The sequence below is a fragment of the Bradyrhizobium sp. USDA 372 genome (assembly GCF_053629095.1).
Window position 1 is genome coordinate 5,918,506 of the sequence record NZ_JBRJHR010000001.1, and the last position, 16,074, is coordinate 5,934,579.

The 16,074-nt window shown below is 66.5% G+C and carries 16 protein-coding genes; 7 read left to right on the top strand and 9 right to left on the bottom strand.

Features of this window, described 5'->3' with window-relative positions; all coding sequences use genetic code 11:
• Positions 1 to 2 precede the first annotated feature (2 nt).
• The 5 genes from ssuD (at position 3) to AB7M16_RS27720 (ending at position 3,706) form a co-directional block, all read left to right on the top strand.
• Positions 3 to 1,166, top strand: coding sequence for an FMNH2-dependent alkanesulfonate monooxygenase (gene ssuD, locus AB7M16_RS27700; RefSeq protein WP_260382185.1), 1,164 nt, complete (start codon positions 3 to 5; stop codon positions 1,164 to 1,166).
• Positions 1,163 to 1,969, top strand: coding sequence for an aliphatic sulfonate ABC transporter permease SsuC (ssuC, locus tag AB7M16_RS27705; protein ID WP_453945634.1), 807 nt, complete (start codon positions 1,163 to 1,165; stop codon positions 1,967 to 1,969). Before ssuD ends, ssuC begins: the two co-directional genes overlap by 4 nt.
• A gap of 20 nt (positions 1,970 to 1,989) precedes the next feature.
• The gene (locus tag AB7M16_RS27710) at positions 1,990 to 2,838 is read left to right on the top strand and encodes an ATP-binding cassette domain-containing protein (RefSeq protein WP_212254340.1); all 849 of its coding nucleotides are present in this window, start codon (positions 1,990 to 1,992) and stop codon (positions 2,836 to 2,838) included.
• Positions 2,839 to 2,871: 33 nt separating this feature from the next.
• On the top strand, positions 2,872 to 3,453 hold the full coding sequence (locus AB7M16_RS27715; protein WP_260382186.1) for a flavin reductase family protein: 582 nt from the start codon (positions 2,872 to 2,874) through the stop codon (positions 3,451 to 3,453).
• Positions 3,454 to 3,550: 97 nt separating this feature from the next.
• Positions 3,551 to 3,706: a hypothetical protein gene (locus AB7M16_RS27720; protein WP_172784667.1), complete on the top strand. Its 156-nt coding sequence runs from the start codon at positions 3,551 to 3,553 to the stop codon at positions 3,704 to 3,706.
• Positions 3,707 to 3,830: 124 nt separating this feature from the next.
• Here AB7M16_RS27720 and AB7M16_RS27725 read toward each other — a convergent pair whose 3' ends face one another.
• The 9 genes from AB7M16_RS27725 to AB7M16_RS27765 form a co-directional block, all read right to left on the bottom strand.
• The gene (locus tag AB7M16_RS27725; RefSeq protein ID WP_172784666.1) at positions 3,831 to 4,979 is read right to left on the bottom strand and encodes a M20 family metallopeptidase; all 1,149 of its coding nucleotides are present in this window, start codon (positions 4,977 to 4,979) and stop codon (positions 3,831 to 3,833) included.
• A gap of 255 nt (positions 4,980 to 5,234) precedes the next feature.
• Positions 5,235 to 6,620 carry a sigma-54-dependent transcriptional regulator FlbD gene (gene flbD / locus AB7M16_RS27730; protein WP_212254343.1) on the bottom strand — a complete coding sequence of 462 codons (1,386 nt, stop codon included), beginning with the start codon at positions 6,618 to 6,620 and terminating at the stop codon, positions 5,235 to 5,237.
• A 51-nt stretch (positions 6,621 to 6,671) separates the two neighbouring features.
• Positions 6,672 to 7,022 (bottom strand): flagellar motor switch protein FliN, encoded by a 351-nt coding sequence (fliN, locus tag AB7M16_RS27735; RefSeq protein ID WP_172784664.1) that lies wholly within the window; start codon positions 7,020 to 7,022, stop codon positions 6,672 to 6,674.
• 3 nt (positions 7,023 to 7,025) lie between these two features.
• Complete coding sequence (locus AB7M16_RS27740) at positions 7,026 to 7,649, bottom strand: FliH/SctL family protein (protein WP_172784663.1); 624 nt, start codon at positions 7,647 to 7,649, stop codon at positions 7,026 to 7,028.
• Positions 7,649 to 8,746, bottom strand: coding sequence for a flagellar motor switch protein FliG (fliG, locus tag AB7M16_RS27745; RefSeq protein ID WP_172784662.1), 1,098 nt, complete (start codon positions 8,744 to 8,746; stop codon positions 7,649 to 7,651). Before fliG ends, AB7M16_RS27740 begins: the two co-directional genes overlap by 1 nt.
• A 29-nt stretch (positions 8,747 to 8,775) precedes the next feature.
• Positions 8,776 to 10,386, bottom strand: coding sequence for a flagellar basal-body MS-ring/collar protein FliF (gene fliF / locus AB7M16_RS27750; protein ID WP_453945635.1), 1,611 nt, complete (start codon positions 10,384 to 10,386; stop codon positions 8,776 to 8,778).
• Between the two features lie 180 nt (positions 10,387 to 10,566).
• Positions 10,567 to 10,842 (bottom strand): CtrA inhibitor SciP, encoded by a 276-nt coding sequence (gene sciP, locus AB7M16_RS27755; protein ID WP_002714638.1) that lies wholly within the window; start codon positions 10,840 to 10,842, stop codon positions 10,567 to 10,569.
• A 404-nt stretch (positions 10,843 to 11,246) separates the two neighbouring features.
• On the bottom strand, positions 11,247 to 11,954 hold the full coding sequence (locus AB7M16_RS27760; protein ID WP_453945636.1) for a flagellar hook assembly protein FlgD: 708 nt from the start codon (positions 11,952 to 11,954) through the stop codon (positions 11,247 to 11,249).
• Between the two features lie 13 nt (positions 11,955 to 11,967).
• Complete coding sequence (locus AB7M16_RS27765) at positions 11,968 to 13,581, bottom strand: flagellar hook-length control protein FliK (RefSeq protein ID WP_453945637.1); 1,614 nt, start codon at positions 13,579 to 13,581, stop codon at positions 11,968 to 11,970.
• A 349-nt stretch (positions 13,582 to 13,930) separates the two neighbouring features.
• Here AB7M16_RS27765 and mnmA point away from each other — a divergent pair, with 349 nt between their 5' ends.
• Complete coding sequence (gene mnmA / locus AB7M16_RS27770) at positions 13,931 to 15,112, top strand: tRNA 2-thiouridine(34) synthase MnmA (protein WP_453945638.1); 1,182 nt, start codon at positions 13,931 to 13,933, stop codon at positions 15,110 to 15,112.
• A gap of 193 nt (positions 15,113 to 15,305) precedes the next feature.
• Positions 15,306 to 15,944: a class I SAM-dependent methyltransferase gene (locus tag AB7M16_RS27775; protein WP_271501672.1), complete on the top strand. Its 639-nt coding sequence runs from the start codon at positions 15,306 to 15,308 to the stop codon at positions 15,942 to 15,944.
• Positions 15,945 to 16,074: the final 130 nt, after the last annotated feature.

Here is a 16,074-nt window from a genome sequence, read left to right on the forward strand (position 1 = left end):
CGATGAGCCAATCCAACGCCAACATCCTCTGGTTCCTGCCGACCCATGGTGACGGCCGCTATCTCGGCACCGGCATCGGCGGCCGCGAGGTCAACTTCAACTATCTGCGCCAGATCGCGCAGGCCGCCGATCAGCTCGGCTATTTCGGCGTGCTGTTGCCGACCGGGCGGTCCTGCGAGGATTCCTGGATCGTCGCTTCCTCGGTCGCGCCGTTCACCGAGCGGCTGCGCTATCTCGTCGCCGTTCGTCCCGGCCTGCAATCGCCGAGCGTTGCCGCGCGCATGACCGCGACACTCGATCGCATCTCGAACGGCCGGCTGCTCGTCAACGTCGTCACCGGCGGCGATCCCGTCGAGAACAAGGGCGACGGCATCTTCCTCGCTCACGACGAGCGCTACGAGGTCACCCGCGAGTTCCTCAACGTCTACAGCGACCTGCTCGCCGGCAAGACGGTGGACGTCGAGGGTAAGCACTTCCATATCGAGGGCGGCAAACTGCTGTTTCCCCCGGTGCAGTCGCCGCGCCCGCCGCTCTATTTCGGCGGCTCCTCCGATGCCGGCATCGACGTCGCCGTCGACACCGTTGACAAATATCTCACCTGGGGCGAGCCGCCGGCGCTCGTTGCCGAGAAGATCGCCAAGGTGAGGGAGGTCGCGAGCGCGCGCGGCCGAAGACTCTCCTTCGGCATCCGTCTTCACGTCATCGTCCGCGAGACCAATGAAGAAGCCTGGCGCGCGGCCAACGAATTGATCAAGCATGTCAGCGACGACACCATTGCGCTGGCGCAGAAGAACTTTGCCCGCATGGATTCGGTCGGCCAGCAACGCATGGCGCAGCTCCATGGCGGCAAGCGCGACAAGCTCGAGATCGCCCCGAACCTGTGGGCCGGCGTGGGCCTCGTCCGCGGCGGCGCCGGCACCGCGCTGGTCGGCGACGCCCAGACCGTCGCGGCCCGCATCAAGGAGTATCAGGATCTCGGCATCGATACCTTCATCATGTCGGGCTACCCGCATCTGGAGGAAGCCTATCGGTTCGCCGAGCTGGTGTTCCCGCTGCTTGCGCTGGAGCAGCCTTCCAACGTGACCAAGCTGCATTTCAACGGCGGTCCGTTCGGCGAGACGGTCGGCAGCGATTTCCGTCCGCAGCACCGGGTGTCGCAATCATGAGCCTCATCGACGGCATTTCGCTTCCGCGCAGCATCCGCCTGCCGCGCGTCGACGGCCTGATCCAGTGGATCGTGCCGCTCGCCATCATCGCAGCCTGGCAGGTCGCGAGCGTGACCGGCTTCGTGCCGACGCGGGTGCTGCCGGCGCCCAGCGACGTCGTGCTCTCCGGCTGGAAGCTGCTGCTTTCCGGCGAGCTCGTCCGCAACATCTGGGTGTCGTTCTGGCGCGCCTCGATCGGCTTCTTGATCGGCGGCAGCATCGGCTTCGCCTTCGGCCTCGCCAACGGCCTGTCGCAGCTCTCGGCCAAGCTGACCGACACCACGCTGCAGATGGTGCGCAACGTGCCGCATCTGGCGCTGATCCCGCTGGTCATCCTCTGGTTCGGCATCGACGAGAGCGCAAAGCTCTTCCTGGTGGCGCTGGGCGTGTTCTTCCCGATCTACCTCAACACGCTGCACGGCATCCGCACCGTCGATCCGCAGCTGATCGAGATGGGCCGCATCTACGGCATGACCGACGGCGAACTGTTCCGCCGCGTCATCTTCCCGGGCGCGCTGCCCTCGATCTTCGTCGGCATCCGCTTCGCGCTCGGCATCATGTGGCTGACCCTGATCGTCGCCGAGACCATCGCGGCCTCTTCGGGCCTCGGCTACATGGCGATGCAGGCGCGTGAGTTCATGCTGATCGACGTCGTCGTGCTCTCGATCCTGATCTATGCCCTGCTCGGCAAGCTCGCCGACAGCGCCTCCCGGGTGCTGGAGCGCCTGACGCTCTCCTGGCACCCCGCCTTCCAGAAACGTTGAGCGAAAATACTGGGAATCACATGCAGACAGCGCTTCGTACCTCTCTTCCCGAGACCGAGCTCGCCAGCCGCGCCAATTTCGCGCCTCACGCCCGCGTGGCGCGCGAGGAGCGGCAAGAAGAACGCCGAGTTCAGGCCAGCGGCCTGCCGCTCAGCATCCGCGGCCTGCGCAAATCGTTCGGTGACAACGAGGTGCTGCGCGGCATCGACCTTCACATTCCCGCCGGCCAGTTCGTCGCGATCGTCGGAAAAAGTGGGTGCGGAAAGAGCACGCTGCTGCGCCTGATCGCCGGGCTGGAGAAGATCGATGCCGGCAGCATCAGCTTCGGTCAGGAGATCCAGCCCGAGGACATCCGCGTGATGTTCCAGGAGCCGCGGCTGTTGCCGTGGGCCCGCGTGCTCGCCAATGTCGAGGTCGGCCTCGGCCGCGATCGTGCTTCCAGCGATGCGCATGCGCGCGCCGAGAAGGCGTTGATCGAGGTCGGCCTCGCCGACAAGCGCGACCAATGGCCCTCGGTGCTCTCAGGGGGCCAGAAGCAGCGCGTCGCGCTCGGCCGTGCGCTGGTCTCCCGGCCACGCGTGCTCGCCTTCGACGAGCCGCTCGGCGCGCTGGATGCGCTGACCCGCATCTCGATGCAGCGCCTGTTGGAGCGGGTCTGGCGCGACCAGGGCTTTACCGCGATCCTGGTCACCCACGACGTTGCCGAGGCGGTCGCGCTGGCCGACCGTGTGCTGGTCATCGAGGAGGGCCGCATCGCCCATGACGTCACGGTTAACGCCGCCCGGCCGCGCCAGCGCGGCTCGGCCGAGCTGGCAGGCCTCGAAGGCTCGATCCTGAGCCACCTGTTGTCAGCGGACGATCGTACCTAGATAAAGGGAACCCCGCTTCTGGGGAGCAACGCCATGAATGTAGTGCCCCGCGATCTCATGACCGAAATTCCCGTCTCGTCCGCCGATTTCCGCGGCGCCATGCGCCACCTCACCGGCGGCGTCAGCGTCATCACCGCCGGGCGGGGCAAGGACATCACCGGCATGACGGTGACCTCGGTGGCCTCGCTGTCGGTCGAGCCGCCGACGCTGCTGGTCAGCATCAACCGCGACGCCTCGTCGTTTCCGCTGATCCGCCGCCACGGCGCTTTCGGCGTGAATATCCTCAATGCCGACCAGCTCGACATTGCCGAGCGTTTTGCCGGCAAGGGCGGGCTGAAGGGCGCGGATCGCTTTGCAGGCAGCCAATGGGTGACGGCAGTCTCGGGTGTTCCGCTGCTGGTCGGCGCGCTCTCGGCCTTCGATTGCGAAGTGGAGGAGATCGTCGAGCGCCACTCGCACGGCATCGTCATCGGCCGTGTCAGGGACATCAGGAGCTCGACCCGCACCGCCGCGCTGGCCTATTGGCACGGCCAGTACGTGGCGGTCGATCAGGACGAAGACGCGGCCAGGCTCGCCGATGTCAGTCTTCCCGCGCGCGGCCGGCGCGGCATTTGATCGCCGACGGCGCGCCTCGCGCAAGGCTGGTCTTTTCCGCCTCATCGCTCTAGAAGCGCCTGGAGCCGTCCCGCCGGGTCGGCATTGGAGCGGAACGATGAAGCGCATCGCGACCTGGGCCTTCTACGCCATCGGCGCGCTCGCGATCGCCTATCTCGCGCTCTACGCCTATGCGATGTTCTCCGGCTCTCCGATCGTGCCGGGCGATCCCATCCACATTTTCCGCAAGCCGGACGCGCCGAGTTATTCGTAACGGTCTCGTAGTCTCGTAGGGTGGGCAAAGCGAAGCGTGCCCATCATTTCTACCCAGCGAAGCCAGATGGTGGGCACGGCGCAAGTGCGCCTTTGCCCACCCTACGGCACCGCGGTTGCGGCAATCACCCCCTTAGAATCGCCAGCGCCAGCGCCTGCGCGCGTGGCACGATGCTGTCGATCTCCAGATATTCCTCCGGCGTGTGCGCGAGCCCGCCGACCGGGCCGAGGCCGCAGATGGTCGGCGTGCCGACCGCGGCGGTGAAGCCGGAATCGGCGCAGCCGCCGGAGAACTCGCCCTGCAGCGTGGTGAGGCCCACCTGCCTTGCGGCCGCCTGATAGCCCTCGAACAGGGCCTTCGACTCCGCGCTCTGCACCACCGGCACGAACTCGCCCTTGATCGACAACGTCGCGCTGGTGCCCGGCACGGAGGAGGTCGCGACGATCTTTTCGATCGCAGCCATGATCCGCGCGCGATCGGCCGGATCGACATAGCGCAGATCGATCTGCCCTTCCGCGTAAGGCGCCGTCGTGTTGACGGACTGCCCGCCCGAGACGAGGCCGACATTGAGCGTGATGCCCTTGTCGAGATCGGTGAGCGCGTGGATCTGCACGATCTTGTGCGCGAGCTCGCCAATGGCGCTGACGCCGGCGGCGAAATTGGCGCCGGAATGCGCGGCCTTGCCGGTGATGGCCATGTGCATGAAGATGCCGCCCTTGCGCCCGGTGACGACGTTGCCCGTGGGTCGGCCCGGCTCGGAATTGAACACCGCGCGGGCCGCGCGTCCCTCGCGCTCGATCACCGGGCGCGAGGAGGGCGAGCCGATCTCCTCGTCCGAGGTGATCAGCACCTTGATCGGATGCGGTGAGCTGCCGAATTTGTGGAAGGCGGTGGCCACGAACACGTTCATGACGAGGCCGGACTTCATGTCGGCGACACCCGGTCCATAGGCGCGGCCATCCCGGATCGTGAACGGCCGCCGCCCGGCCTCGCCCTTGCCGAACACGGTGTCGCGATGCCCCATCAACAGCACCGGCTTTTCGTTGCTGCCGGGCTTTGCCACCTCGGCATGGATCGCGTCGCCGAAGGTGGCGTTGGCCTCGCGTCGGAACGGAATGCCGTGCTCGGCAAAATGCCGCTCGAACCGCGCACCGACCGTATCGACGCCTTCCTTGTCGTAGGAGCCGGAATCGATGTTCACGACGTCGCGGAGCAGGTCGATCATCGCCTGCTTCTGCGACGCCAGCCAATCCGTGATTTGAGCTTCAGACATGTGGTTCCTCGCGTGGTTTTCGGGCGGGTTATAGGGCCTGATGCGCGGATGGCCTAGTCGCGTGGCGCGCTCCCGTTATGCGACGAGCGCTCTCGACGCCGTCATTGCGAGCGCAGCGAAGCAATCCAGAGTCTTTCCGCGGAGGGATTCTGGATTGCTTCGCTGCGCTCGCAATGACGTGCTGGCGGCCTGCATCAAGCAAAAATGCCCGGGTCTAGCCCGGGCATTCGTCGTCAGCTCGTGTGCTTCGAGGGATCACGCCCCCATCATCGGCATCCGCGGATATTCACCGGGCGTGCCCGCCGGCGGGATCGGAATGCCGCCGTCCGCATATTCGTTGAGCTTGTTGCGCAGCGTGCGGATCGAGATGCCGAGGATGTTGGCGGCATGGGTGCGGTTGCCGAGGCAGTGCTTCAGCGTCTCCAGGATCAGGTCGCGCTCGACGTCGGCGACGGTGCGCCCCACCAGCGCGCGCGTCACCTGCTCGGCGGCCATGGTGGCATGCGCCACGGCCGGTGCGGTCTTGGCGAGGTCGAGGCGGTCGCCGTCCGGCGTGATGATGGCGTCGGGTCCGATCTCGTCGCCCTGCGCCATCAGCACCGCGCGGTGCATGGTGTTTTCGAGCTCGCGGACGTTGCCCTGCCAGCGGTTGGCGGAGAGCACGCGGCGCGCCTCGGCCGAGAGCGGGCGCATCGGCACGCCGTTGGCCTCGGCGTATTTCTTCACGAAATGCTGAGCGAGCTCGAGGATGTCGGCGGGACGCTCGCGCAGCGGCGGAATCTTCAAGTTCACGACGTTGAGGCGGAACAACAGGTCCTCGCGGAACGTGCCTTCGCGCACGGCTTCCGCCAGGTTGCGGTTCGAGGTCGCGATGATGCGGATGTCCACCGGCACCGGCTTGGTGCCGCCGACGCGATCGATCACGCGCTCCTGGATGGCGCGCAGCAGCTTGGATTGCAGTCGGACGTCCATCTCGGAGATTTCGTCGAGCAGCAGCGTGCCGCCGGTCGCCTCCTCGAACTTGCCGATGCGGCGAGCGACCGCGCCGGTGAAGGCGCCCTTCTCGTGGCCGAACAGCTCGGATTCCAAGAGATGCTCGGGGATCGCGGCGCAGTTGATCGAGATGAACGGACGCTTGGCGCGGGCCGAGCGGGTGTGGACGTAGCGGGCCAGCACTTCCTTGCCCGTGCCGGATTCGCCGGTGATCATCACCGAGGCGTCCGAGCCGGCGATCTGCTGGGCGAGCTTGATCACCTTCGCCATCGCATCGTCACGATAGACCAGTTCGCGGGAATCATTGGCGACTGCGGCCAGCACCGCGGCGATCAGCTCCGGATCCGGCGGCAGCGGGATGTATTCCTTGGCCCCGGCATGGATCGCGGCGACGGCGGCGCGGGCGTCGTTGGTGATGCCGCAGGCGACGATCGGGGCGTGGATGTGCTCGGCTTCCAGCCGCAGCACGAGGTCGCGGATGTCGAGCGCGACGTCGACCAGGAGGAGGTCGGCGCCCTTGCCCCCGCGCAGCACGCGCATCGCCTGCTCGTGATCCTCGGCATGGGTCACGGTGGCGCCGTTCTCCATCGCGATCTTGGTGGCGGTGGTGAGCTGGCCCTTCAATGTGCCAACGATGAGAAGCCGCATGTCAGTCTCCTGTCCGTCTGTTCGCGCCGGCGCGCGTCATGTCCTTGCGTGTCAGCCGCGGTCGGCCTTGATGATTTCCGTCATGGTCACGCCGAGCTTGTCCTCGACCAGGACGACCTCGCCGCGGGCGACCAGCTTGTTGTTGACGTAGATGTCGATGGCCTCGCCGACGCGCCTGTCCAGCTCGAGCACGGTGCCGGGTCCGAGCTTCAGGAGCTCGCCGACGTCCATCTTGGAGCGGCCGAGCACGGCCGAGACCTGCACCGGCACGTCGAACACCGCTTCGAGGTCGGCGGCGGCGCGCGCCGCATATTCGTCCTCGTTGTAGCCGACGTCGGTGCCGGCAGGCGGCATCGGGCCGTTGAGATCGGGCAGCGGGACCTGTCCGTCAGTGTCGCTCATGGCTTAGCTCCCCCTGCGGGACGCGATGTAGCGTCCAACCATTTCGTCGATCTTGGCCGCGATGGCGCCGCGCTCCAGCACGACGCCGCCATCGGCCCATTCGATCCGGCAGTCGCCGGTGGCAATGTCCGGCTCGGCCAGGATCACCAGCCGGCCCTCGAAGCCGCTCTGCTTGGCGAGCCGCTCGATCCTCTCGCGCGCGCTGTCGTAGAGCGCATCGTTGATGCGGACGACGAGATGCGGCGTCGCGACCAGATGCGAGAAGCAGTCCTTGACCAGCGCGATGATCTCGCCGAGCGGCTCGGCGGCGACGAGGTCGGCGCACAGCTTGCGCGCCACCGCGACCGCGACCTCGACGGCCTCCGTCTCCATCCTGGTCTCGATGTTGCCGATTCCGGCGGCGACGCCGCGGATGGCGATGTTGATCTCTTCCATCGCGAGCGCGACGCGGCGGTCGCTCTCGGCCTTGGCCTCGCGCTGGCCGGCGGCAAAGCCGTCCTGATAGGCGCGCGCCTCGGCTTCCGCGACCTTCTGCGCGATTTCGGCCGCGGTCGCGGCCTTCTCGCGCGGCGAGCGCTCGGGTGCCGCGAAGTCGGTATCGAACAGGAATTTTGCCGGAGCGGCCATCAGTACACCAGCTCGTCGTCGGCGCGGTTCTTGGTCAGCATGATCTCGCCCTTGGCGGCGAGGTCCTTGGCGAGATTGACCAGCAGCGCCTGGGCCTCGTCGACATCGCGCAGGCGCACGGGCCCCATCGCGGCCATGTCGTCCTGGAGCATCTTGGCCGCGCGCGAAGACATGTTGCCGAAGAAGAAGTTGCGGACGTCCTCGTTGGCGCTCTTGAGCGCGACGCCGAGCTTGTCCTTGTCGACGTTGCGCATCAAGGTCTGGGCCGAGCCGGAATCCAGCTTCACCAGGTCGTCGAAGGTGAACATCAGCGCCTTGATGCGTTCGGCCGATTCCCGGTTGTCCTCTTCCAGCGAGGTGATGAACCGGGTTTCGGTCTGGCGGTCGAAATTGTTGAAGATTTCCGCCATCACCTCGTGGGCGTCGCGGCGGCGGGTCTGCGACAGGTTGGACATGAATTCGGTGCGCAGCGTCTTCTCCACGCTCTCGATCACCTCCTTCTGCACCGCCTCCATCTTCAGCATGCGGTTGACGACGTCGAGCGCGAGATCCTCGGGGAAGATGCCGAGCACGCGCGCGGCATGCTCCGGTTTCAGCTTCGACAGCACCACCGCGATGGTCTGCGGATATTCGTTCTTGAGGTAGTTGGCGAGAACCTCTTCCTGCACGTTGGAGAGTTTCTCCCACATGTTGCGGCCGGCGGGGCCGCGGATCTCGTCCATGATGCCGTTGACGCGTTCCGGCGGCAGGTATTGCTGCAGCAGCCGCTCGGTGGCGTCGAAATTGCCCATCAGCGCGCCCGAGGCCGACATGCGCGAGACGAATTCGAGCAGCATGTCCTCGACCGTGTCGACCTCGACGGTGCCGAGCGTCGACATCTCCAGCGAGAGCTGGCGCACCTCGTCGTCGTCGAGCAGGCCCCAGATCTTGCCGCCATATTGCTCGCCCAGCGCCAGCATCAGGATCGCGGCGCGGCGCGGACCGGACAGCTGCGCGGCGCCCTTGCCGTCGGCGGCACGGCTGCCGGCGCGCTGACCGAGCGTGGAGATCACGCTGGTGATGTCGTTGGAGTTGGCGTTTTGCAAGGAGGCGGCCATGTCAGATCACTTCTTGATTTACTTGGCGGTTACTTGGTTGGCTCGGTGAGCCATTGGCGAATGATGGCGACGGTTTCGTTGGGATTGCGTTCGGCGAGCTCGCCGACGCGGTGAACTGACTGGGCGTGGACCTGGCCCTGGATGGTGGCGACGTCGATGGCACTGGCGGCGCCGCTCGGCAGCAGCGGCTGGCTGGCCGGCGCGGACTCTTCCGAGGCAGACGGGCCGGCGAGGACGCCGGAGATGGCGGCGGCGACCTCGTCGGAGGCGAGAATGCGCTTGACCAGCGGGCGGATCACCAGGAACAGCACGACGAGGCCGAGCAGCATCATCACGCCGAGCTCGACGAAGTACATGACGTCGTCCTTGGTGAACTGCAGCATGCCGAGGAAGCCTGAGGGCTCGCCGATCGGGGCGGTGGAGGGCGCGTCGGCGAAACGCAGGTTGACGACCTCGACCTGGTCGCCGCGCTTCTGGTCGAAGCCGATCGCCGAGCGCACCAGGGTGGCGATGCGGTCGAGCTGCTCCTTGGTGCGGTCCTGGTAGGCGAGCTCGCCCTTGTCGTTCTTGGTGTAGATGCCGTCGACCAGCACCGCGACCGAGATGCGGTTGACGCGGCCGGCCTCGGTCACCTCGGTCTTGGTGGTGCGGGAGATCTCGTAATTGTTGGTCTCCTCGGTCTTCTTGCTCTGGTCCTTGGCCGCGACGCCGTTGTTCTGCTGGTTGCCGGGCAGCTCGTTGTTGACGGTGACCTGGCCGTTGTTGTCGGCGGTCATGCTCTGCTCTTCGCGGGTTTGGCTCGAGCGCAACACGCGGCCTTCGGGGTCGAACTTGTCCGAGGTCTGGGTGACCTTGTTGAAGTCGAAATCGGCGGAGAGCTGCACGCGGGCGCGGCCCGAACCGACCACCGAGGAGACGATGTCCTCGACCTGCTTGCGCATCCGCTTCTCGAAGGAGATGCGGCGTTCGTCGCCGAGCGCCTGCTCCGGATCGGTCTGGGCGCCGTCGGCGAGCAGCTGGCCGGCCTCGTCCACGATCGAGACCCGCTGCGGCTTCAGGCCGTTGACGGCGGAGGCGACGAGGTGGCGGATGGCGCGAATCTGCTGGGCTTCCAGCGCGCCGCGGACGCGCACCACGATCGAGGCCGACGGCTCCGGCGCCTCGCGGGCGAATAGCGGCCGCTCGGGCAGCACCAGGTGGACGCGGGCGGCCTGGATGCGGTCGATGGCGCGGATGGTGCGGGCGAGCTCGCCCTCGAGCGCGCGCAGATGATTGATGTTCTGGACGAAGGAGGTGGTGCCGAGCGCGTCCGACTTGTCGAACACCTCGTAGCCGACGCCGCCGCCCTTGGGCAGGCCGCCCTCGGCGAGCTTCATCCGCAGCCGCGTGACCTTGTCCTTGGGCACCATGATGATGGAGCCCTCGTTGCGGATCTCGAACTGGATCCCCTGGCGTTCCAGGTCCTTGATGATGCTGGAGGAATCTTCGACGGACAGGTCCGTGAACAGCGTCGTCATCTGCGGCGTGGTGACGCGCATGATGACGAAGGCGAAGAAGCCGATGAGCGCGGCGGTGACCGCGATCATCGCCCCGAACCGGGCGGCGCCGATACTCTTCAGAAAGTCCGCAAGCCCTTGCAAGCAACCGCCCCACAGCTTCGGCCGCTTTCACTGGAAAGGCCGACTGGGCAATTATTGCCTAGGTGATGGTTTCGATATGGTTAACGAAGGTTAAGAGGTCGGACAAAAGTGCATCATGAAAAAAATCGGCCTCGCAGGGCGAGGCCGATTTTCGTCAAAAGCCGCAGATTTCCGGATCGCCTACTGGCGATATTGCTGGATGCGGGTGGTGCGAAGACCCGCCAGACCGTGCTGGTCGATGGAAAACTGCCAGGAGAGGAATTCGTCGACCGTCAGGGTATAACGGCTGCAGGCCTCCTCGAGGGAGAGAAGTCCACCACGGACCGCGGCGACGACTTCGGCCTTGCGGCGGATGACCCAGCGTTTGGTGCCGGGTGCAGGCAGGTCCGCGATCGTCAACGGACTGCCGTCCGGCCCGATGACGTATTTCACCCTCGGGCGATGGGGTTCTGTCATGGCGTACTCACAAACTCTCAACCACTGAACTCACGCCGTAACCGTAACCCCCGCGGCTTAAAAATCCGCTAAGCCTAAGGGTTCAATACAATTCTCGTTGAAACTTGCGGGAACGCGGCCGGTTCGGCGGGCGGAGACGCAATCTCGGCCGGCTGAGCGGGGCGGAACGTAAATACTTTACTAACGAATGGGGCCTGCGGTGGTGTTGCGGAGGCCCTGATAGTCATCCCGGGGGCGCGCGGAGCGCGAGCCCGGGATCCATAACCCCAGGGAGTAGTTGGGCGACGACTCCGGTTAAGACCTCATGCGAAAACGACGTCCTGGGGTTATGGATCCCCGCCCCCGTGCGCAATTGCGCACTAGGCGGGGATGACACTGAATCTGTCGCTGGCAGTGTTCCACTATCAATTGCTCGTCGTCGCAATAATGCTCTTCACCTGGCTCAGCGTGTAGCTGGCGCCGTCGATGGTGAGCAGCGGCGGCGACTGGGTCAGGTCGACCGACGACACCACGCCCTGCACCTGCGCGGCAATGCCGACATTGTTGTTCGCGACGTCCTTGCCCGTGGCCGAGATCGTGTACTTGCCGTCGGGCCATTGCGTGCCGTCGTTGCCCATGCCGTTCCAGGTGAAGGGGATGTCGGTGCCGGCGGCGGCGCTATATTTGCCGGTGAACACGGTCTGGCCGCTGGAATTGGCGATGGTGATGTCGACGGTGGAATCGGTCGGCACGTTGAGATGCCAGGTCGCCGACGAGTTCTTCATGGTCGCGGTCGAGCCGTCGACCAGCGCGGTCTTGCCGACGAAGCCCAGCGCCTGGGTCGCTTGCGTGGTCTGCTGCAGGGTGACGAGCTGCGACAGCGCATCGTTGGTCTTGAGCTGCTGCTCGACGCCGGCGAACTGCACCAGCTGCTGGGTGAACTGGTTGGTGTCGAGCGGATCGAGCGGGTTCTGGTTCTGCAGCTGCGTCGTCAGCAGGGTCAGGAAGGTCTGGAAATTGCCGGCGAGCGTCGACCCCGTGGTCGAGCTCATCGACGAATTCGACGAGGATTTCGGAATGTCGGTCGTGCCGGAGACGACGGAAGGGGCGGTGGCGGCATTCGTGGTGGTCATTGCCTGATACTCCTCACACTCTGATATCGACGCCGCTGCTCGATCCGAGCATGCGGCCATAGCCGCGCCCGATGGGCGCTGCGGGAACGCTGTCGTCCTCGCTGACGATCAGGCGGCGGGCATTGCCGCCATTGTCGTTGTTCTGGCCGGAGTGCTGGCCCGATGAATTCTGGTCGCGCAGGCTGAAGGACAGTCCGTTGCTGCCGGTCTTGAAGCCGGCATCGTCGAGCGCGCGCTGCAATTGCGGCGCGTCCTGGCGCAGCATCTGCAGTGTCTCCGGCTTCTCCACGGTGAGATGCGAGGTGACGTTGCCGGCGCGGTCGACGTTGATGCGCACGTCGATGCGGCCGAGCTCGGCCGGGTCGAGGCTGATGTCGAACCGCGACTTGCCGGCGCGAATGGCGGCCGCGATCTCGATCGGGATGCCGCTGACCGGCACCGCCGCATTGTGGGTCGCCGCGGTCGCGGTGAGCGTCGCGGTCGATGCTGTCGCGGCCGAGGTCGTGTTGGTCAGCGGCGCCTGCACGGCGGAGGCGGCCTGCGCGCTGGTATCGGTTGCGGCGACGGTCGCTTGCGAGCCCGCATGCGCAGGCGCGGCCGGCGTGCCCTGGGCCGGATCGGCCGCGCGGTCGGCGGGGCCCGCCTTCGCCTCGGTCGCGACGTTCTCTGCCTGCGGCTTCAAGCCTTGCGCATGTGCGGCGTTGGCGGCCGGTGCCTGCGCCGTGGCGAGGTTCGCCTTGCCGGTATCCTGGCCGATATTGGAGACGTCGGTCTGGGCCTGCGCCGTGGCGGCGTCCTTGAACGCGGTCTTGGGCGTGCCCTGGCTGACGGCGGCGATCAGTCCGCCACCAGCTTTTGCATCGGTCGAGGTGGTCTCGGTCGTGCCGGCCGCGGCCTCGCCGAGCGTCGTGGTGGTGTCGGCATCGACCTCGACGCCTGCGGCCTTGGCGCTCTTATCGCTCGTCGTGGCGGTATCGGTCTTGGTGCCGGCGATCTGCGCCGCCGTGGAGGCGCTGGCGGCAAGAGCGGCCGCGGCGATCGCCAGCGGCGCGGCGGCGGCATCGCCAGCCTGGTTCGCAGCTGCATTCGGATCGACCGGGACGACCGGCGCGGCAACGATGATTCCGGGATCGGGCAGGGCGGTTTGCGTCACATCGGGCGGCGCGGCGGCAGCCGCGTCGACCGCGGCCGTGACGACCTCGGTGCCGTCGGTCGCTTCGCCCTCGGTCTCGTCGGATTTGTCCGCCGATTTGGCGTCCGCCGTCTCGGATTTTTCCTTGACCTTGCCGGCGTCCTTGGCCGGATCGCTGGATGCCTCGGCCCTGTCATTCTCGACCGGCGCAGACGGGTCGGTGTCGTCGCTCGCCTTGCTCTGCGAAGGCTGGTCCGTGGACGAGCTGTCGCGCGACGGCCGCTCGGGCGCCGGGGCGGACGAGGTCTGCTCGCTCCGACGCGGTGGGGTGTCCTGCGCCGGCGCGTTGTTACTGATGGCCTGCGTGTTGCTGTCGACCAGCGAGCCGAAAGCCTCGCTCGCCGGCGTGTCCTTCGGGGCTTGCGAGCGGGCAGGCTTCTGCTGCGCGCTCTGGATTTGCACGCTTGCCACGACATCTGACATCCGACCGACCACAGGCAACCCCTTGCAAGCAACTTCGGACCAGAGGGAGCAAGGAGTGGGCCAGCCTCCGAAAGCGGGTATTTCATCAATATAATCAAGGTTTTGATGATGTCGGGGCAATGCCGGGCGGCTGGTCGCGACCCCGCCATTTCTGCCGCCCCGGCAAGAATTGCCCTAACCGGGGGCCCGCGTGATTGCTTCACCGGAATGCCGCCTATATTAAAGAGGTTACTCTCAGCCGCTTTCGACTTGGGCAGTCGTGCTCTTCGGGAACCAAGGTTCCGGGGGATCGCCGCTGTCCCCCGAGAAAGCACAGCAATCGCGGATCGCGCTTCGCCGCCGTCACAACGCTTCAGGGCCGATGCTCAACAGTCTGGATCTCGAAGGCCGTCCCGAGGACACCAGGGTCGTCGTTGCCATGTCGGGCGGCGTCGATTCCTCGACGACGGCTGCGCTGCTGAAGGCTGAGGGCTACGACGTCGTCGGCATCACGCTGCAGCTCTACGACCATGGCGCGGCTACCCACCGCAAGGGCGCCTGCTGCGCCGGCCAGGACATCCACGACGCCCGCGACGTCGCGGCCAAGCTCGGCATTCCCCATTACGTGCTCGATTACGAGGATCGCTTTCGCGAGTCCGTCATCGACAACTTCGCCGATTCCTACGCGCTCGGCGAGACGCCGGTGCCCTGCATCGAGTGCAACCGCAGCGTCAAATTCCGTGACCTCTTGAAAACCGCACGCGAGCTCGGCGCCCAGGCGCTCGCCACCGGTCATTACGTCGCCTCGCGCCGTCGGGCCGACGGCTCGCGCGCGCTGGTCTGCGCGGCAGATGCCGACCGCGACCAGAGCTATTTCCTGTTCGCGACGACGCAGGAGCAGCTCGACTTCCTGCGCTTTCCGCTCGGCGACATGACCAAGCCCGAGACGCGCGAGCTCGCGCGCCGCTTCGGGCTTGCGGTCGCTGACAAGCACGACAGCCAGGACATCTGCTTCGTGCCGACCGGCCGCTACACCGACATCATCACGCGCCTGCGCCCCAATGCGATGGACCCCGGCGACATCGTCGATCTCGAGGGCCGCGTGCTAGGCCGGCACCACGGCATCGCCAATTTCACCGTCGGCCAGCGCCGCGGCCTCGGCATCGCCTCCGGCTCGCCGCTGTTCGTGGTGCGGCTGGACGCTGCGACCCGCCGCGTCGTGGTCGGCCCGCGCGATGCGCTGAAGATGCATCGCATCTCCCTGCGCGACGTCAACTGGATCGGCGATGGCGACATCGACCGCGCCATCGGTGCCGGCCTCGAGATGTTCGTGCGCGTACGCTCGACCCGCAGTCCGCAAGCAGCCTGGCTGCGCGGCAGCAATGGCCGCTATGAGGTCGAGCTCGTCGCCGGCGAAGAGGGCGTCTCGCCGGGACAGGCCTGCGTGTTCTACGACGCACCTTCAGGCCAGGCCCGCGTGCTCGGCGGCGGCTTCATCCAGAGCGCCGCGGCCAAGCTCGGTGCGGACACATCGCGCCCGCTCGCGGAAGCCGTGCGCGGCTGACGGAATGACGATTTTAAGCGCAATTGGTAGGGCCGGGTTCACCTCTCCCCAGCGGGGAGAGGTCGGATTGCGAAGCAATCCGGGTGAGGGGCCGCAACTCCCGTTGAGACTGCAACCCCTCACCCGGATCGCATCTTGCGATGCGATCCGACCTCTCCCTATGGGAGAGGTGAAGTAAGCAAGGGCAGGGGGCATGGCAGCAGACATCTCGCGGGCCGGGGTCGAGAAGGCCTATGGCCGCTGGGCGCCGGTCTATGATCTCGTGTTCGGCAAGGTGTTCGACGCCGGGCGGCAATCGACGATCGCGGAGGCCGACCGCATCGGCGGCCGCGTCCTCGACGTCGGCGTCGGCACGGGTCTTTCGCTGTCCGACTACGCGCGCACCACCAAGGTCTGCGGCGTCGACATCTCCGAGCCGATGCTGCGCAAGGCGCAGGCGCGCGTCCGCGCGCTTCGTCTGTCGAACGTCGAAGTGCTCTCGGTGATGGATGCGAAGAACCTCGCCTTTCCCGACAATTTCTTCGACGCCGTGGTGGCGCAATATGTCATCACCGCCGTGCCCGATCCCGAAGGCACGCTCGACGAGTTCGTGCGCGTGCTCAAGTCGGGCGGCGAGCTGATCCTGGTCAACCACATCGGTGCGGAGAGCGGCCCTCGCAAGCTGTTCGAGCTCGCCTTCGCGCCCATCGCCCGCCGCCTCGGCTGGCGCCCGGAATTCCCGTGGGCCCGCCTCGAGGGCTGGGCTACAAGGCACGGCGGCGTCGCGCTCACCGAGCGCAGGCCCATGCCGCCGATGGGCCATTTCTCGCTGATCCGCTACCGCAAGGCCTAGCTGCGAGAGCCCGGCACGCCGCCAAGACGGCAGTGCGCTCCCTCCCCGCGAGCGGGGGAGGGTTGGGGAGAGGGCTCTCTCCAAGCACGATATCTCGCGAGTCATCCCGTCATTGCGAGCGCAGCGAAGC